This window comes from Serratia sp. N21D137 (assembly GCF_047530005.1).
In the GTDB taxonomy this organism is placed as follows: domain Bacteria; phylum Pseudomonadota; class Gammaproteobacteria; order Enterobacterales; family Enterobacteriaceae; genus Chania; species Chania fonticola_B.
The window spans coordinates 28,600-50,544 of sequence record NZ_JBLJAJ010000024.1 but is presented as its reverse complement, the minus strand read 5'-3'; the positions used below and the strand labels follow the sequence as shown (position 1 = coordinate 50,544).

1 protein-coding gene is annotated in these 21,945 nt (G+C 60.4%); it reads left to right on the top strand.

The genetic code is table 11. The annotated features are described in order from the left end of the window. The first annotated feature begins 475 nt into the window (after nucleotides 1-475). Nucleotides 476-21,775: an Ig-like domain-containing protein gene (locus ACMV5H_RS17980; protein ID WP_414822245.1), complete on the top strand. Its 21,300-nt coding sequence runs from the start codon at nucleotides 476-478 to the stop codon at nucleotides 21,773-21,775. Nucleotides 21,776-21,945: the final 170 nt, after the last annotated feature.

The following is a 21,945-nucleotide window of genomic DNA, read 5'->3' as shown; positions in this document are numbered from 1 at the left end:
GTAGCACCAGTTATAAAATAAGTAAAACCTTTAACGTAAAAAAAATTAACCTATTGATTTTAATAAATTAACTATGTAATGGCAGCTAATTTAAATGGTAATTAAAATACAAATTATCTAATTTAAAATTAAAACACCCCGCTGAATTAAGAAACCATCAATTATCCATGGGTACTTACCCACCTTGGTAAATAAGAATTTTTATCAATAGCAAATTCGCACAATAATCATTACTACGTATGGCATTTTTATCAAAGCTCGCTTATACCTTACCTCACGGATAAATTAGGAAGATTAATCTTAAAACCCTTTCAGGGATGAGTTTAGTGTTAACTTTGTATTAATTAGTCATCTAAACACCAGGTTAAATTTAGCTCTAGGGCACCCCCTCGGGCATTCCAGCGCGCCTACAAAAGCCACACAAACGGCTTTGGCGCGCTATGCAAATTAACTTTGGCGTTCAGAGGCTAACCACATGGCACAATCCAATTTTACCCTTGGGGCTGTTGATATTATTGCTCGTCATGGCGGCGCGAAAATCGCTGACGTAGCAACCGGTACCCGTTCCGTCAGCCTCACACAAAGCAGTATTGTGCGGATCCATGGTACTCAGGCTTTGGTGAGCAGCTATGAACGCCAAGGTAACGACCTGATCGTGCATATGAAAGATGGCACCACGGTACGTTATCAGAGCTTCTTTGAAGTGGACGCCGACGGTAAACACAGCGAATTGGTGTTTGATGATGGCAATGGCGCCATCCAGCACGCGATATTCCCGGCAACCGCCGCTACCACTGAACCAATGCTGATCACGCCGCAGTTTGAATCACTGTCTGACGTTTCACCTCTGCTAATTGGCAACCATGATTTATCCAACGGTGCCATCGCCGCCATTCTAGCCGGCCTGGCGCTGGGGGCTGGCGTCGCCATAGCTACCGGGACGGGGAAGAACGACCACAACAATGACGAACCGTCCGTACCACCAGAACAACCTACCCTGACCGTAGGAAAACTGGGTCAGGACAACGTTCTCAACGCCAGTGAAGTTAAAATTGCCCAGTTACTGAGCGGCCTGACCACCGGCGTTGCCGCAGGCGTGACCATCACGCTGACGCTCAACGGCAAAAGTTACACCACTACCGTCGGGGCCGATGGCAAGTGGAGCTTTGATTTCAGCTCCGCTGCGCTTGCTGGCCTAAAAGACGGCAATTATCAACTGACGGTTAAACTGACTAACCAGGATGGGATCAGCGTCGAAAAAACGATCAGCGTACTGGTCGATACCACCCCGCCTGTCTTGACCGTCAACAAGCTGACTGGCGATGACCACCTGACCGGTGCCGAGTTAAAAGCGGCGCAGGCGCTGAGCGGTACCGGCGAGGTCGGGCTGACAATTACCATTACCCTGAACGGTAAAACCTACACCACGACGGTGGGTAGCGACGGCAAATGGAGCCTGCAACTGCCTGCGGCAGATCTGGCTTTGCTGAAAAACGGTAACTACGAGTTAATCGTGACCTCCGTCGATAAAGTGGGCAACCAAACCACGGTCGATCATCAGATCTCGGTTGATACCACCGTAGTTAATCCTACCCCGCAGATCACGATTAACGCCCTGACCGGCGATAACGTAATCAACGCCAACGAAGCGAAAAGCACCCAAACGCTGAGCGGCCATACGCAAAATGTTCAAGCAGGGCAAACCGTTACCATCACCTTGAACGGCAAAACCTATAGCGCAGTGGTTCAAGGCGATGGCAGTTGGTCGCTTTCACTGCCTGCCGCCGATCTGGCCGCGCTGGCCAATGGCTCGATCACGCTCAATGCCACCGTCACCGACAAAGCAGGCCAAAGCGCCAATGCGCATGAGAACATCACCGTCGATTTGACCGCCCCGGTGCTGACCGTCAACAAACTGGCCGGAGACGACGTACTCAACGCCGCCGAGGCGCAAACATCACAGACCCTGAGCGGCACCAGCAATCCTGGCCAGACCATTGTCGTTACCCTGAATGGTAAAACCTACACGACAGTCACTGGCGGGGATGGCAAGTGGAGCCTGGTACTGCCTGCCGCAGACCTGCAGGCGTTGGCTCAAGGGGATAATACCCTCAACGTGACGGCTACCGACGCCGCAGGCAACAGCACTACCGTGACGGAGCACTTGCAGGTAGATACCGTGCCACCGGTGCTGACGTTGGATAAATTTACCGGCGACGATTTGATCACCGTCGACGAGCAAAAATCGGCGCAAAACATCACCGGCACCGCTTCCGTCAGCGAGGCTGGGCAGGTGGTCAGCGTTTCCTTCAATGGTAAAACCTATACCGGCATCGTAGGTGCCGATGGCAAATGGAGCATCAGCGTGCCAGCCGCGGATATGGCCGCGTTGATCGACGGTAGCTATCAGATGATCGCCACGCTCAGCGATCAGGCAGGCAATACCACCACTACCGCCCCACAAGTGATCACCGTAGACAGCAATGCTTCGGCAATCAATATCGGTATTGTCTCTTCAGACGATAAACTCAACGCCGTCGAAGCCGGGCTTCCTCTTGCCATCAGCGGCACCACGGCCAACGTCGCCACCGGGGCTACCGTTACCGTCACGCTCAATGGCAAAACCTATACCGCGCTGGTATTGGCAGACGGCAGTTGGACATTGCAGGTGCCTAGCGCCGATCTGCAACTGCTGGCCGAAGGCAGCAACACCATTTCTGCCAGCGTGACAGGCAACGATGGTTCTACCGTGACCACCACGCACAATCTGGATGTTTACACTCATGATTTGCCTGCGGTGACTCTGGACACGCCGTTTGGTGATGGCATCCTGAATGGCGCAGAAGCGGGTCAGCCACAGACGCTTACCGGCACCACCGGCATCACCAGCCCGGGCCAGACCATCACCATCACCCTGGGCGGTAAAACCTATACCGGCACCGTGGATGGCAGCGGCCATTGGAGCGTCACCATCCCTGCCGCCGATCTGCAAGCGTTGCCAGACGGCACGCCGGCCTTGACCATCACGGTTACCGATGCGGCGGGCAACAGCAATACGCTGAACACCACCGTCACCGTCGATGAGACCGCGCCAACCCTCACCATCAACACCATCGCGGGCGACGATATCCTCAACGCTGCTGAGGTGCTGGTGGCGCAGACCGTCTCCGGCACTGCGTCCGTTGCCGATGCGGGCCGCACCGTCACCCTGACCTTGAACGGCAAGACCTACACCGCTGTGGTACAAGCGGACGGCACCTGGAGCGCTTCACTGCCAGCAGCTGACCTCGCCGCTCTGGCCGACGGCAACCATAATCTGGTCGCCACCCTCACCGATGCGGCAGGCAACAGCACCAGCGTCACCCACGGCATCAACGTCGACGCCAACCCGGCCAATCTGCCAACGCTCAGCATCGGCGTGTTCGCCGGTAACGACATTGTAGACGGCGCAGAGGTGAAAACCGCTCAGACCCTGACCGGTACCACCACTCATGTGGAAGCGGGCCAGACCGTCACCATCACACTAAACGGCAAAACCTACACCGCCACCGTGCTGGCAGACGGTTCCTGGAGCACCAGCGTACCGGCTGCCGATCTGGCGCTGCTGACCAACGGCCAGACCACCATCACCGCCACCGTCAACGACAGCGCCGGGAACCCGGCCAGTGCCAGCCATGACGTGACCGTCGACACCAGCCTGAGCGGGCTGTCTATCGCCGTCATTGCCGGTGATGACAAACTCAGCCTGGCAGAAAGTCAGTCTCCATTGGTCATCAGCGGCAGCAGTGCCAACCTGGCCGTCGGAACTACGGTCACCCTGACCCTGAACGGTAAAACCTACACCGGCACTACCCTGGCGAACGGCTCCTGGAGCGTCACCGTGCCTGCCGCCGATCTGGCGTTGCTGGCCGATGGTTCCGCCTCCGTGACAGTGAGCGCCGTCGATCAGGCCGGTAACCCGGTTAGCGACAGCCACAACCTGGACGTATTTATCCATGGCCTGCCGGACGTCACCCTGAACACGCCGTTTGGCGATGGCATCCTGAACGGCGCAGAGGCGGGCCAACCGCAGACATTGACTGGGACGACTGGCATCACCACGCCAGGGCAAACCGTCACGGTCACCCTGGGCGGTAAAACCTATACCGGCACCGTGGATGCCAACGGCAACTGGAGCATCACCATTCCTGCGGCCGATCTGCAAGCATTGCCAGACGGCACGCCGGCCTTGAGCGTCACGGTCACCGATGCGGCGGGCAATAGCAATACGCTGAACACCACCGTCACCGTCGATGAGACCGCGCCAACCCTCACCATCAACACCATCGCAGGCGACGATATCCTCAACGCTGCTGAGGTGCTGGTGGTGCAGACCGTTTCCGGCACTGCGTCCGTTGCCGATGCGGGCCGCACCGTCACCCTGACCTTGAACGGTAAAACCTACACCGCCGTGGTGCAGCCAGACGGTTCATGGAGCACCAGCCTGCCTGCCGCCGATCTGCAAGCGCTTAGCGACGGCAGCCATAACCTGGTCGCTACCCTCACCGATGCGGCAGGCAACAGCACCAGCGTCACCCACGGCATCAACGTCGACGCTAACCCGGCCAATCTGCCAACGCTCAGCATCGGCGTGTTCGCCGGTAACGACATTGTCGACGGCGCAGAGGTGAAAACCGCTCAGACTCTGACCGGTACCACCACCCATGTGGAAGCGGGCCAGACCGTCACCATCACCCTGAACGGCAAAACCTACACCGCCACCGTGCTAGCAGACGGTTCCTGGAGCACCAGCGTACCGGCTGCGGATCTGGCGCTGCTGGCCAACGGCCAGACCACCATTACCGCCACCGTCAGCGACAGCGCCGGGAACCCGGCCAGTGCCAGCCATGACGTGACCGTCGACACCGACCTCAGCGGGCTGTCTATCGCCGTCATTGCCGGTGATGACAAACTCAGCCTGGCGGAAAGCCAGCTGCCGCTGGCCATTAACGGCAGCAGCGCCAACCTGGCCGTCGGGACTACGGTTACTGTCACCCTGAACGGTAAAACCTACACCGGCACCACGCTGGCAGACGGCTCCTGGAGCGTCACCGTGCCTGCGGCCGATCTGGCCTTGCTGGCCGATGGTACCGCCACCGTGACCGTCAGCGCCGTCGATCAGGCCGGTAATCCGGTTAGCGATAGCCACAACCTGGGCGTCTTTACCCACACCCTGCCAGAAGCCACCCTGAACACACCGTTTGGCGATGGCATCCTGAATGGCACGGAAGCGGGTCAACCACAGACCCTCACTGGCACCACAGGTATCACCACGCCAGGCCAAACCGTCACCGTCTCACTCGGCGGTAAAACCTATACCGGTACCGTGGATGCCAACGGCAACTGGAGCGTCAGCGTCCCTTCTGCCGATCTGCAAGCGCTGCCAGACGGCACGCCAGCCTTGACCGTCACGGTCACCGATGCGGCGGGCAACAGCAATACGTTGAACACCACCGTTACCGTCGATACGACGGCACCAACTCTGACCGTGGGCCTGATTGCTGGCGATGATGTGCTGAACGCCGCCGAAGTGCTGGTGGCACAGACCGTGTCTGGCACCGCTTCCGTGGCCGATGCGGGCCGCACCGTGACCCTGACCTTGAACGGTAAAACCTACACCGCCGTGGTGCAGCCAGATGGTTCATGGAGCACCAGCCTGCCTGCGGCCGACCTCGCCGCCCTGGCCGACGGTAGCCACAATCTGGTCGCTACCCTCACCGATGCGGCGGGCAACAGCACCAGCGTCACCCACAACATCAACGTCGACGCCAACCCGGCCAATCTGCCAACCGTCAGCATCGGCATCTTCGCCGGTAACGACATTGTCGATGGCGCAGAGGTGAAAACCGCCCAAACCCTGACCGGTACCACCACCCAGGTGGAAGCGGGCCAGACCGTCACCATCACCCTGAACGGCAAAACCTACACCGCCACCGTGCTGGCAGACGGTTCCTGGAGCACCAGCGTACCGGCTGCCGATCTGGCGCTGCTGGCCAACGGCCAGACCACCATTACCGCCACCGTCAGCGACAGCGCCGGGAACCCGGCCAGCGCCAGCCATGACGTGACCGTCGATACCGACCTCAGCGGGCTGTCTATCGCCGTCATTGCCGGTGATGACAAACTCAGCCTGGCGGAAAGCCAGCTGCCGCTGGCGATCAATGGCAACAGCCAGAACCTGGCCGTCGGGACTACGGTTACCGTGACCTTGAACGGTAAAACCTACACCGGCACCACGCTGGCAGACGGTTCCTGGAGCGTCTCCGTGCCTGCCGCCGACTTGGCCTTACTGGCCGATGGCACCACCACCGTGACCGTCACCGCCGTCGACCAGGCCGGTAATCCGGTCAGCGGCAACCACGATCTGGGCGTGTTTATCCATAGTCTGCCAACCGCCACCCTAAACACACCGTTTGGCGATGGCATTCTGAATGGCGCAGAAGCGGGTCAGCCACAAACCATCACGGGGTCTACCGGCATCACCACGCCGGGGCAGACCGTTACCGTCACCCTGGGCGGAAAAACCTACACCGGCACCGTGGATGCCAGCGGCAACTGGAGCGCCACCATTCCGGCAGCCGATCTGCAAGCGCTGCCAGACGGCACGCCTACCCTGTCCGTAACCGTTACGGATGCCGCCGGTAACAGCAATACGCTGAACACCACCGTTACCGTCGATGAGACTGCCCCAACCCTCACCGTTAACGTAGTGGCTGGGGATGATGTGTTGAATGCCGCGGAAGTACAGGTGGCGCAGACCGTGTCCGGTACCGCCTCGGTCGCCGATGCGGGCCGCACCGTCACCCTGACCTTGAATGGCAAAACCTACACCGCCGTGGTGCAACCAGATGGATCGTGGAGCACCAGCCTGCCCGCCGCCGATCTGCAAGCGCTTAGCGATGGTAGCCATAACCTGGTCGCTACCCTCACCGATGCCGCGGGTAACAGCACCAGCACGACCCATGTCCTCGGTGTGGATGCCAACCCGGCCAACCTGCCGACGCTCGGCATCAACGTGTTCGCCGGTAACGACATTATCGACGGCGCAGAGGTGAAGACCGCTCAGACCCTGACCGGTACCACCACCCATGTGGAAGCGGGCCAGACCGTCACCATCACGCTGAACGGCAAAACTTACACCGCTACCGTGCTGGCCGATGGCTCCTGGAGCACCAGCGTACCGGCTGCCGACCTGGCACTGTTGGCTAACGGCCAGACCACCATCACCGCCACCGTCAGCGACAGCGCCGGTAACCCGGCCAACGCCAGTCATGACGTGACCGTCAATACCAATCTCAGTGGGCTGTCCATCTCCGTGATCGCAGGAGATGACAAACTGAATCTGGCCGAAAGTCTGCAGCCGCTGACGATCTCCGGCGACAGCGCCAACCTGCCGCTTGGTGCCATCGTCACCGTGACGCTGAATGGCAAGATTTACATCGGCCTAACCCTGCCAGACGGTTCCTGGAGCGTTCAGGTCCCAGCCGCCGATTTAGCGCTGCTGGCCGATGGCACCGCCACCGTCAGCGTCAGCGCCGTCGATCAGGGCGGCAACCTGGTCAGCAATAGCCATAATCTGGGCGTGTTTATCCACACTCTGCCGGACGCCACCCTGAACACGCCGTTTGGCGATGGCATCCTGAACGGCACGGAAGCGGGCCAACAGCAGACCATCACGGGCTCCACCGGCATCACCACGCCGGGGCAGACCGTTACCGTCACCTTGGGCAGTAAAACCTATACCGGCACCGTGGATGCCAACGGCAACTGGAGCGTCACCGTCCCTACTGCCGATCTGCAAGCGCTGCCAGACGGTACACCGGCCTTGTCTGTAGTGGTCACCGATGCCGCTGGCAACAGCAATACGCTGAATACCACCGTCACCGTCGATGCAACCGCGCCAACCCTGACCGTGGGCCTGATTGCTGGCGATGATGTGCTCAACGCCGCCGAAGTGCTGGTGGCACAAACCGTATCCGGCACCGCCTCAATTGGTGATGCTGGCCGCACCGTCATCCTGACCTTGAACGGCAAAACCTACACCGCCGTGGTGCAACCGGATGGTTCGTGGAGTGCGTCACTGCCCGCCGCCGATCTGCAGGCGCTCAGCGACGGTAGCCATAACCTGGTCGCTACCCTCACCGATACTGCGGGCAACAGCACCAGCGTCACCCACGGCATCAACGTCGATGCCAACCCGGCCAACCTGCCGACCATCAGCGTCGGTGTATTTGCTGGTAATGACATTATCGACGGCGCAGAGGTGAAGACCGCTCAAACCCTGTCTGGCACCACTGCCCATGTGGAAGCGGGCCAGACCGTCACTATTACCCTGAACGGCAAAACCTACACCGCTACCGTGCTGGCCGATGGCTCCTGGAGCACCAGCGTACCGGCTGCCGATCTGGCACTGCTGGCCAACGGCCAGACCACCATTACCGCCACCGTCAGCGACAGTGCCGGGAACCCGGCCAGTGCCAGCCATGACGTGACCGTCGACACCAACCTCAGCGGCCTGTCGATTGCCGTGATTGCCGGTGACGACAAGCTGAATCTGGCCGAAAGCCTGCTGCCACTCACCATCAACGGCGGCAGTGCCAACCTGGCCACGGGGACAACCGTGACAGTCACGCTCAATGGTAAAACCTACACCGGTACCACGTTGGCAGACGGTTCCTGGAGCGTCACCGTGCCTGCCGCCGACTTGGCGTTGCTGGCCGATGGCACCGCCACCGTGACCGTCACCGCCGTCGATCAGGCCGGTAACCCGGTCAGCGGCAGCCACGATCTGGGCGTGTTTATCCATAGCCTGCCAGACGCCACCCTGAACACGCCGTTTGGCGATGGCATTCTGAATGGCGCAGAAGCGGGTCAGCCGCAAACCATCACGGGGTCTACCGGCATCACCACGCCGGGGCAGACCGTTACCGTGACCCTGGGCGGTAAAACCTATACTGGCACCGTAGATGGCAGCGGCAACTGGAACGTCAGCGTCCCTTCTGCCGATCTGCAAGCGCTGCCAGACGGCACGCCAGCCTTGACCGTTACGGTTACTGACAGCGCAGGTAACAGCAATACGCTGAATACCACCGTCACCGTCGATGCAACCGCGCCTACCCTCACCGTGGGCCTGATTGCTGGCGATGATGTGCTGAACGCCGCCGAAGTGCTGGTGGCACAGAGCGTCTCCGGCAGCGCCTCGATCGCGGATGCGGGTCGCACCGTGACCCTGACCTTGAACGGCAAAACCTACACCGCCGTGGTGCAGCCGGATGGTTCGTGGAGCACCAGCGTACCCGCTGCCGATCTGCAGGCGCTCAGCGACGGTAGCCACAATCTGGTGGCAATCCTCATCGATGCGGCTGGCAACAGCACCAGCGTCACCCACAGCATCAATGTCGACGCCAACCCGGCCAACCTGCCAACCGTCAGCATCGGTGTATTTGCCGGTAACGACATCATCGACGGCGCGGAAGTGAAAACCGCTCAGACCCTGTCAGGCACCTCCACCCATGTGGAAGCGGGCCAGATCGTGACCATTACGCTGAACGGTAAAACCTACACAGCCACCGTACTGGCCGATGGCTCCTGGAGCACCAGCGTACCGGCTGCCGACCTGGCGTTGTTGGCCAACGGCCAGACCACCATTACCGCCACCGTCAACGACACTGCAGGTAACCCGGCCAGCGGCAGTCATGAGGCGACCGTCGATACCGACCTCAGCGGGCTGTCGATTGCCGTGATCGCCGGTGATGACAAACTCAACCTGGCGGAAAGCCAACTGCCGTTGGCAATCAGCGGTAGCAGTACCAATCTGGCCGTCGGCGCCACGGTTACCGTGACCTTGAACGGTAAAACCTACACCGGCACCACACTGGCTGATGGTTCCTGGAGCGTCTCCGTACCTGCCGCCGACTTGGCATTGCTGGCCGATGGCACCGCTACCGTGACCGTCACTGCCACCGATCAGGCCGGTAACCCGGTCAGCGACAGCCACAACCTGGGCGTCTTTACCCATAGCCTGCCAGAAGCTACCCTGAATACGCCGTTTGGCGACGGCATTCTGAACGGTGCCGAAGCGGGCCAGCCTCAGACCCTCACAGGGTCTACCGGCATCACCACGCCAGGGCAGACCGTCACGGTCACCCTGGGCGGTAAAACCTACACCGGCACCGTGGACGGCAGCGGTAACTGGAGCGTCAGCGTTCCTTCTACCGATCTGCAAGCGCTGCCTGACGGCACACCAGCCTTGTCCGTAGTGGTCTCCGATGCCGCCGGTAACAGCAATACGCTGAACACCACCGTCACCGTTGATGCAACTGCGCCTACCCTCACCGTGGGTCTGGTTGCCGGGGATGATGTGCTGAACGCCGCAGAAGTGCTAGTGGCACAAACCGTGTCCGGCACCGCCTCGGTCGCGGATGCGGGTCGCACCGTGACCCTGACGTTGAACGGCAAGACTTACACCGCCGTGGTACAGCCAGATGGATCGTGGAGCACCAGCCTGCCTGCCGCCGATCTGCAAGCGCTCACCGACGGTAGCCACAATCTGGTCGCTACCCTCACCGACGCGGCTGGCAACAGCACCAGCGTCACCCACAGCCTCAATGTCGATGCCAACCCGGCCAATCTGCCAACGCTGAGCATCGGCGCATTCGCCGGGGACGATATCGTTAATGGGGCCGAAGCGCTGGTCACTCAGGCCCTGTCCGGTACCACCACCAATGTCGAAGTCGGCCAGACCGTGACGCTAACCCTGAACGGCAAAACCTACTTCGCCACCGTGCAGGTAGGCGGCGGCTGGAGCGTTAACGTTCCGGCGGCGGATATGGCGCTGTTGGCCAACGGCCAGGCTACCATCACCGCCAGCGTCAGCGATCGGGCAGGCAACCCGGCCACCGGCAGCCATACCATCAGCGTTGATACGGCGGTGGAAAGCATCGCCATTAACCTGATTGCCGGCGACGATAAGCTGAACCTGACCGAAGCCTCACAGCCGCTGACCATCAGCGGGACTACGGTCAATGTGAACGCAGGCCAAACCGTTACCGTAACCTTGAACGGTAAAACCTACACCGGCGTCGTTCTGGCCAACGGCAGTTGGAGCGTATCGGTGAACAGCGCCGATCTGCTGGCCCTGCAAGACGGCCTGACCACGGTCACCGCCAGCGTCTCCAACCCAGGAGTCGATCCGGTCAGCAACAGTCATTCGCTGGATGTGCATATCCATACCCTGCCAGAGCCAACCATCAATCTGCCGTTTGGCGATGGTTTCCTCAATCAGGCTGAAGCCGCCACGGCACAACTGCTGAGCGGCAGCACAGGCATCCCTGGTGCAGGACAAAGCGTGATCGTCACTCTGGGTGGCAAAACCTATACCGCAACCGTGGATGGCAGCGGTAACTGGAGCGTTTCCATCCCATCGGCCGATCTGCAAAACCTGCCAGCGGGCAGCAATACCATTAGCGTATCCGCTACGGACTCCGCGGGTAACAGCGTACCTGGCAGCACTACGGCACAGGTCGATCTGGTGCCACCCACTCTGGCGGTCAAGCCGTTTGCCGGGGATGACAAGGTTAACGCCCTGGAAAGCCTCAGCGACCAGGTGGTTTCCGGCACCGCTTCCATCGGTGACGCCGGTCGTACCGTCACGATAACCCTCAACGGTAAGTCCTATACCGGGGTAGTCGCCAACGACGGCACCTGGAGTGCCACCATCCCAAGCGCCGATCTGCAAGCAATTGGCGATGGCAGTTATCCATTAACCACCACCCTGAGCGATGCGGCGGGCAACACCACTACCGTCACCCATACCGTGACGATCGACGCCAATCCGCTGGATCTGCCAACCCTGAGCATCAATGTGTTTGCCGGTAACGATATTATCGACGGCGCAGAGGTGAAAACCAGCCAGACGCTGAGCGGCACCACCACCCACGTGGAAGCAGGCCAGTTGGTGACCATCACGCTGAATGGCAAAACCTACACCGCCACCGTGCTGGCAGACGGTACCTGGAGCACCAGCGTATCCGCCGCCGATCTGGGCCAACTGGCTCAGGGCAACAGCACCATTAACGTCACCGTTAGCGATACTTCCGGCAACCCGGCTACAGCAACGCACAACGTGCTGGTCAACACGGCCCTGAGCGGCATCGCCATCGACGTGATTGCCGGTGACGATAAGCTGAACCTGGCCGAAAGCCTGTTGCCATTAGCTATCAGCGGCAGCAGCCTCAATCTGGCCATTGGCGCAAGCGTGACCGTAACGCTGAACGGCAAAACCTACACCGGCATTACGCTGGCGGACGGTTCCTGGAGTGTGCTGGTTCCACCGGCCGATCTGGCGCTGTTGGCAGACGGCAATATCAACCTGAGCGTTTCCGCTGTCGACCAGGCCGGTAACCCGGTCAGCAGCAGCCATACCTTGGGCGTATTTATCCATAACCTGCCAGACGCCACCCTCAATACGCCGTTTGGCGATGGCATCCTGAACGGCACGGAAGCGGGCCAGCCGCAGACCATCACCGGCTCCACCGGCATTACCACGCCGGGGCAAACCGTGTCCGTGATCCTTGGGGATAAAACCTACACCGCCACGGTGGACGGTAGCGGCAACTGGAGCGTCACCGTTCCGGTTGGCGATCTGCAGGCATTGCCGGATGGGACGCCATTGCTCAACGTTGTGGCCACCGATTCTGCGGGCAACAGCAACACCCTGAGTGGCACCGTCGTGGTCGATAAGGTCGCTCCGACCCTCACCATCGGCGTCATTGCCGGGGATGACGTGCTTAACAGCGCAGAAGTGCTGCTTAACCAGACCGTCTCAGGCACCGCCTCCATCGGCGATGCTGGTCGTACCGTAACGCTGACGTTGAACGGTAAGACTTACACCGCAGTGGTTCAGCCTGATGGTTCGTGGAGCACTTCACTGCCAAGCGCCGATCTCACCGCACTGTCCGATGGCAGCTATAACCTGGTCGCCACTTTGACCGATAGCGCCGGTAACAGCACTAGCGTCACCCACGCCATCGGGGTTGATGCCAGCGCGTTGAACGCACCGGTGCTGACCATCGGCACCTTTGCGGGCAACAATATTATTGACGGTGCCGAGGTGCAGGCAACGCAAACCCTGAGCGGCAGCAGCCTGAACGTTGAAGCCGGGCAGATCGTTTCCATCACCCTCAATGGCAAAACCTATACCGCCACCGTGCAGGCAGACGGTTCCTGGAGCACCAGCGTACCGACGGCCGATCTGGCTCTGCTGACCAACGGTAACTTAACGATCACCGCCGACGTCACCGATAAAGCCGGTAACCCGGCCAGCGCCACCCATGATGTTACGGTCGATCTCACCCAGAGCGCCCTGGCGATTGCTCCAATCACTGGCGATAACCAGTTGAACGCCATCGAAGCCGCCGCAGGGATCAGCATCAGCGGGAGTTCCACCAACGTTGCCGCCGGTGCAACCGTCACCATTGCACTGAACGGTAAGTTCTACGAGGCAATAGTGCAGGCCGATGGCAGTTGGACGACAACCGTTCCTTCAGCGGATCTGACAATCCTGGGCGATGGCAAACTGACCGTCACCGTCAGTGCCACCGACGAAGCGGGCAACCTGGTCACCGGTTCGCAGCAGTTGGGCGTGCTGATCAACAGCCTGCCGGTTGCCACCCTGAACACGCCGTTCGGTGATGGCTATCTGAACAAGGCGGAGTCCACCAGCGATCAAACGCTAAGCGGCACCACCGGGGTGAGCGGCAGCGGGCAAACCGTCAGCGTGGTGCTGGGAGGGAAAACCTATACCGGCATTGTCGATAACAACGGCAACTGGAGCGTGAACGTACCAAGTGCCGATCTGGCGGCCCTGCCTGACGGCCCAACCAACATTGGAGTCACCGTCGGCGACGTGGCTGGCAATACCTCCAGCATCAACTCCAGCGCCACAGTCGATCTGACCGTGCCGGTGCTGACCATCAACACCATCAGCGGTGATGACATCATCAACATCGCCGAAAGCCAGCAAGCGCTGCAAATCACCGGTACTGCACCGATCAACGACAGCGGCCAGCCAGTGGTGGTGAAAGTCACCATCAACGGCTTGACCTATAACGGGCTGGTGCTGGCGGATGGCAGTTGGAGCGTCACCATTCCGGCTGGCGATCTGGCTAACCTGCCGAACGGTGCCTCTTCCATCACCGCCACCTTGACCGACGCCGCTGGCAACACCGGCAGCGTCAGCCACGGCATCACCCTGGATACCGACCCGGCCCAGGCGCCGCTGTTGACCATCAACACCCTGTCCGGCGATGACTACCTCAGCCTGGCGGAATCCAACCTGCCGCTGACCATCAGCGGGGGTAGCCAGCGCGTCGAACAGGGGCAACAGGTCACCGTAACGCTCAATGGCAAAACCTACACCGCCATCGTCGGAGCGGACGGCAGTTGGAGCCTGCAGGTTCCGGCTGTGGATGTGGGGGCCTTGCCAGACGGTAAAGACACCCTCACCGCCACGGTTAGCGATACCTCTGGCAACCAGGCTACCGCCAACCACAACCTCACCGTGATCACCGATGCGGGCAATCTGCCACAGCTGTCGGTCAACGTGATTGCCGGTGATGACATCATCAACGCCAATGAGGCGAAAGCTGCCATCATCATCAGCGGGGGATCCAGCCACGTGCAGCCTGGCCAGGTGGTCAGCGTGCTGCTTAACGGCAAAACCTACACCGCCGTGGTACAAGCAGACGGCAGTTGGAGCGCAACGGTGCCATCAGCCGACGTGCAGGCATTGCCGCAAGGTTCGCAGACCGTGACTGCCTCGGTGACCGATATCGCCGAGAACCCGGCCAGCGCTACCCATAACGTCACTGTTGATACCGTGCCGCCGTTGCTGGAGATCGATATCTTCGCTGGTGACGGCATCCTGAACCTGGCGGAAGCACTGCTGGGGCAAGTGTTGAGCGGGCATACCGATCCGGGCCTGACCGTTACCGTCACGCTGGGTGCCAACGTTTATACCGCCCTGGCGGATCCGACGACCGGCGCGTGGAGCGTCAATATCCCAAGCAATATCCTGCAAGGGCTGTTGGATGGTAGCGTGACCATCGGCGTGAGCGTCACCGACGCCGCAGGTAACGGCGTGTCAGACTCCATCACGGTGGCGGTCAATACCCATACGCTGCCATCACTGACGTTGAACCCGCTGTTCGGTGACAATATTCTCAATATTGCCGAACTGGGCATCGCTACGCCAATCGGTGGTGCAGCGGCCAACCTGCTGGTTAACACCCCGGTATTGGTCAAGATTGGCACCTACGTGGTGAACGGTATCGTGAATAACGATGGTACCTGGAGCGCGCTGATCCCAGCCAATGCCCTAGCCTTGCTGGCAGACGGCACCGTGCAGGTGGTGGTCTCCGCCGTGGATGCGGCCGGTAACCCTGCCAGCGCCGGTGGTTCACTGGAGATCCTGTCGCATATCCTGCCGAATCCAACCATTAACCTGCCGTTTGGCGACGGCGCACTGAACCTGGTGGAAGCCGGGGTCAATCAGCTGCTGACCGGCACCACCGGCATTATTGGCAACGGTCAAACGGTGGTAGTCAGCCTCAACGGTAAAGACTACAACGCCACGGTCGGCAACAACGGCCAATGGAGTGTTACACTGCCAACCGCCGATCTGCTGGAACTGTTGGATGGGCCGCACACCATCAGCGTGGTCGCTACGGATAAAGGCGGCAACAGCCACGGCGCGACGTTGGACTTTGACAGCATCCTCACCGGGCTGCCGGTGGCCGGGTTTGACACGCCGTTTATCGATGGCATTGTCAACCATGCCGAAGCCTTGTTGGGCGGAGCCCTCACCGGTTCCACCGGGCTTGCCAGCGACGTAGGCCAGAAAGTGATGGTCAACGTCAACGGCCTGAACCTGGCCGCTACGGTAAATGCCGACGGCAGTTGGACGCTGCCACTCGACAGTGCCACCCTGCTCGGCCTGCCGGATGGCAACTGGCCGATCACGGTGACGGTTACCGATGCAGTGGGTAACACCAGCAGCACCAACGGCGCGCTGGAGATCCTGGTCAACAAGCTGCCGTTGCCAACCCTGGACCTGCCCTTTGGCGATGGCCTGCTGAATATTGCCGAAGCCGCGCTGACGCAAACCCTGACCGGCAAAACCGGGCTGATCGGCAGCGGCCAGATCGTCACGGTGACGGTGGACGAAGGCCTGCCAAATCAGCAGACCTTTACCGCTCAGGCCGATGGACTGGGTGGCTGGTCTCTGCAACTCACCGCAGCACAACTTGCCGTGTTCACCAACGGGCAACATACCATTGAGGTCACCGTCGAGGATCGTGGCGGCAATACGGCCACCACCGCGCCGCTGGACGTTAATGCCCTGCTGACGCTGCCGACTCCTACCATAGTTCCGCCGTTTGGCGTTGACGGTGTGCTGAGCATCAGCGAAGCCGCCGGTGCGCTGACGATCACCGGCACCACCGGGGTAAATGGCTCAGGCCAGGCGGTGAAAGTGGTTATCGATGTCAATGGCGTTAGTTACAACGCGCAGGTTGATATCAACGGCAACTGGTCGTTACCGCTGCCTGCGGCCACCCTGAGCACCTTGCTGGATGGGCCACACGTGCTGACCGTCACGGCGACCGACGCCGCGGGCAACACCAATAGCAGCAGCCTGAACTTCACCAGCGATCTCACTGCACCGGTGCCAACCATCAACACACCGTTCGGTGACGGTTTCCTCAACCTGGCCGAGGCCAACCTGGGGCAAATTCTCACAGGCAGCGCAGGTGATGCGACTACGGTCAGCGTGAAGATTGGGACGCAAACCTTTACCGCACAGGTCAGCGGCGGCAACTGGAGCCTGGCGCTGACTACTCCGCAGTTAAAAGCGCTGGCCGAGGGCGATAATACCATCACCGTGACCGCCACGGATGCCGCTGGCAACCAGGGCACGGCCGGTTCTTCAGTACATATTTCCGTCAACTCGCTGCCGTCTGTCACCATCAGTAACTTTACGGCGGATAACATCATCAACTATGCCGAGAGCCAATCGGTACAGTTGATAACCGGTACCTCCACCAACGTCGCGGTTGGGCAACAAGTGACCGTTACGCTCAATAGCAAAACCTATACCGGTGTGGTGTTGGCCGATGGCAGTTGGAGCGTGTCTGTCCTGCCTGCCGATCTGAAAGCCCTGAGCGGGACGCCAAGCATCACGGCTCAGGTCAGCGATCAGGCCGGGAACGTCGCCGTCGACAACCACAACTTCACCGTTAACCTGACGCCTCCGGGCCAGATCATCACTCTCGATCCGGTGACAGGCGATAACATCGTTAACGCCAGCGAAGTTGGGCTGATCATCAACCTGACCGGTAAAGTGGTTGGCGGGATCGGGCTTGGTCAGGTTGTCACCATTATCGTTGGTGGCTTGCCACTAGGGATCCCGGTGACCACCCTGGCGGATGGCACCTTCAGCACCGTGGTGACCTTCCCGGTTGACGGCAATATCGTGGTTTCGGCCAGCACCACGTTGCTGACACCACTGCCAACGGTATTTACCGCCAGTGAAACCGTGTTGGTCGATCGCATTCCACCAACGCTCACCATCAATACCTTCGCGGGTAACGACGTGTTGAACGCCAGTGAAAGCTCAGTCGCCCAGGCGATCTCCGGTACCGCTTCGGTTTCGGAAGCGGGCCGCATTGTCACCGTCACGCTGAACGGCAAAACCTACAGTGCGCAGGTCAGTGGAGCCGGCACCTGGTCGGTCAACGTGCCACCGGCAGATCTGGTTAACCTGCCGCAGGGCAGTAGCACCATTAATGCCACCCTGTCCGACGCGGCAGGCAACACCACGCCAGCAACGCATGTCATTACTACCGATACCACGGCACCACTGCTGTCGGTCGATCTGCTGACCGGGGACAATATCCTGACGCTGGCAGAAGCCCTGCTCGGCCAGACATTGACCGGGACTGGCGGCATTGGCGAAACCGTCACCGTTACGTTAGGGCCGTTGACCGCCAGCGTGGTGGTTGGCCCGGATGGCAAATGGAGCATTCCGCTGCCGTCGCTCAATCTGCAAAGCTTGACCGATGGGCCGCAGATCATCGGCGTCACGCTGACCGACACCGCTGGCAACAGCAGCCATACCGACGTAACGCTGAACGTGGCGTTGAACAAAACGCTCGGCGCGGGGGTTAACGCCCTGTTTGGCGGTGATGGCGTGCTGAACCTGGCCGAATCGCTGCTGACTCAGGTGATCAGCGGTAACGCCACTGGCGATTACAACGGTGCGGTGGTGCATGTCACCGTTGCCGGGATAACGCTGGATGCCAACGTGGGCGGCAACGGCCAGTGGAGCGTCTCACTGCTGCCAAGCCAACTGAGCCTGTTGGGTGACGGTCTGGCACAGATACAGGTGCAAATCGTTGATTCCCACGGCAACGTGGTCAACGACCTGATCGATATCGATGTCCTTACGCAGAACCTGCCGGTGATCGGCCCGGTCACCGCCTTTGGCGATGGCCTGCTGAATGCGGTTGAAGCCGGTGTGTCTCAGACCATCAGCGGGGTGATTAACGGCCTTGGTATCGGCGGCGGCAGCGTTAGCGTCAGCCTGGGCACCAAAACCTATACCGTTAGCGTGGGCGCGGGCGGTGTCTGGAGCCTGTCGATCCCACCGCTGGATCTGGCTGCCCTGAGCGACGGCAATCTGGCGCTGGGCGTCTCGGTGACCGACTCTGCTGGTAACGTGGTGAGTAAAAACATCGATATCACCGCTATCATCCACAATCTGCCGCATATCGTGCTGGATCCGATCTTTGGCGACGGTATCCTCAACGTGGCCGACCTGCTGCTTAACCAGACCATCAGCGGCACCGTCACCAATCTGGCGAAGGGTGCCACCATCAATCTGGATATTGCCGGTTCGCAAACGCTGACGGCCACCGTAGGCGACGGCGGCAAATGGAGCGCCACCGTCACGCCGGATATCCTCGGTATCCTGCAAGGGCTGGGCAACGGTAACTTTACCGTCACCGCCTCGGCGACCGACTCGGTGGGTAACACCACCAGCGCCACCGCCGGGCTACAGCTGGATGTCAAACTGCCGGTGATCACGCTCGATCCGCTGTTTGGCGGTGATGGCTTCCTCAACGCGGCGGAAGCGTTGGTGGCACAAACCGTCAGCGGTACCGTGGCCTTCGCCAGCGCCGGTGCGCAGGTGCAGGTTTCTCTTGGCGGTAAAAACTTCCTGACCACCGTCGGTGCCGACGGCAAGTTCAGTCTGGTGCTGCAACCTGCCGATCTGCATACCCTGCTGGACGGCAATATCAACGTTGGCGTTTCGGTGCTGGATGGTTCCGGTAACACCGGCGTGCTGAATACGGCGATTGATGTGATCGTCAACAAGCTGCCAACGCTGGCGCTGAACCCGCTGTTTGGCGGCGACGGCTTCCTCAATGCGGCCGAAGCGTTGCTGACCCAGACCATCAGCGGGACCACCACCAATGCGGCGGCAGGTTCCCAGGTGGTGATCAAGGTCGGTACGCTGCAACTGAACGCCACGGTCGGTGCCGACGGTAGCTGGAGCGCCACCATCAATCCGCTGCAGTTGGCGGATCTGGCGGCGGGCAATCTGATCGTCAGCGCCACGGTCACCGATCCGGCAGGTAACTCCAGCGGTGCCAGCGTAGGCCTCAACGTGGCGACCATTCTGCCAACGCTGACGCTGAACCCTCTGTTTGGCGACGGCACGCTGGATCTGAGCGATCTGCTGTCACCGCAGATCCTGAGCGGCAACGCTGGTAACGTGTCGGCCGGGACCACCATCACTCTGACGCTGGGCAGTCACACCTACACCACCAGCGTCGATGCCACCGGCAAATGGCAGTTGCCGATCCCAGCTCTTGATCTGCAAGGGCTGTTGGATGGCCTGACCAACGTCACCGCCAGCCTCACCGATGCGGCAGGTAACACCGTGAGCAAGGTCAGCCCGCTCAACGTGCTGATCAACGCCCTGCCAACCCTGACGCTGGATCCGCTGTTCGGCGGCGATGGCCTGCTGAATGCGCTGGAAGCGACCGGCAACCAGATCATCAGCGGGCACGCTACCAACGCACCGGGCTCTACCATTCAGGTTCATCTGGGCAGCAATACCTTCACCACCCAGGTGAAAGCGGATGGTAGCTGGTCACTCAGCCTGACGCCGCTCAACCTGTCCAGCCTGCTGGACGGCAATCTGTCACTGGGCGTTTCGGTCACCAACTCCGCAGGAAAAACCGGCAGCATCAGCGCCGATCTGGGTGTGGGTATCCACAACCTGCCGACCGTCAGCCTGGGCAGTCTGTTTGGCGATGGTTTCCTCAACCTGAGCGAAGCCAACCTGAACCAGCTGATCGGCGGCACCACCACCAACGCCATCGGCGGTAGCGTCAGCGTTAATGTGGGGGGACTGGTATTGACCGCCGCCGTAGGCAACGACGGGAAATGGAGCGTCAGCGTTCCTACCCTGAACCTGGTCAATCTGGCTGATGGGCCATTGTCGGTCGGCGTTACCGTCACCGACCGCTACGGTAACACCAGCTCGGCCAACGCCAACGCTACGGTGAAAATCCACGCGCTGCCGCTGTTGGGTATTGATGCTCTAGGGACTCTGACGGGTGCGCTGGGCATTCTGACCAACGGCCTGACCGTCAGCGGTACCAGCCTGAACGTGCAGCAAGGCGCGAAAGTCAGCGTCACCTTGCTGGGCAGTACGCTGCTAGGCACCGTAGACGCCACCGGTCATTGGTCGGTGAAATTCGACACCACCAACGCCCTCAAGGGTCTAAATGTGCTCAACCTGATCCCTACTCTGTTGGGCACCGTAGTGGCAGCTTCGGTCACCGACCTGGCGGGTAACGGGGTTAGCGTCTCTGCAGGGCTGACATCCGGTATCGAATTGCCACTGCTGCTGACGGCCAACGCGGCGGTCGAAACGCTGTCACTGGATACGTCGGGTTCCGAAAACACCAGCACCGACAGCGCGACCGATCTCACTACAGTACAGCATGCTCAGGTAGCCGCCGTGCAACACACCACGACAGAAACCAGCACGCCAACCAGCGAGGTCAGCAGTACCCAGACCACCACGGAGACCAGCGAGCCAGTCACCAGCACGCTGGTGGTGAACCCAACGCTGCCGGTTGATACCGCTGGTGTTACCACGGTTGAGGACACCACCTTCAGCATTGGCGGCGTCACCATCAATCTGGCGGATGGCACTACTGCCAGCGGCGACACCATCCACGGCAGCAGCGGTAACGATGTGATCCACGTCAACGCCCTCGACTTCCTGTCGATCGACGGCGGCGCGGGTATCGACACCCTGGAGCTGGATGGCAACAACCTCAACCTGGATCTGACGGCGCTGGGCCTGAAGGTGCAACACATCGATATCTTCGATTTGGGCACCAGCGGCACCAACAGCATCACGCTGGATCTGCACGAGGCGCTGAACGTCAAGGATGCGGCCAGTGACAACCTGCTGATCAAGGGCAGCGTCGGTGACCAGGTCAATCTGACCCAGGCCGAAGGCGGCACCTGGAGCTCGGTGGGCCAACGGACGGTCGATGGCCAAGTGTTCGACGTTTACCACAACTCCGCCCTTGAAAGCGGCAACACCCTGGGAGATGTCCTGGTGCAACAAGGCCTGCACGTCAATCTGGTGTAGTACCCGGCCCATCCGTCAGCCACTGGCTCGTACGCAGCGAGCCAGTGGCATGGGAATGACAGAGTTCAGGCCAAGGCAGTGCGGCGGTTCCGTTCGGGAGACGGGCCGCCGAAATTAACGATCGTCACAATAACAAAGCCGAAACGGCAACCCAGCGCAGTTATCGGCAT

What these genes read in the sequence shown, in the direction of transcription:
- ACMV5H_RS17980 (WP_414822245.1), top strand. Translation starts at nt 476, where the DNA reads ATGGCACAATCCAATTTTACCCTTGGGGCTGTTGATATTATTGCTCGT.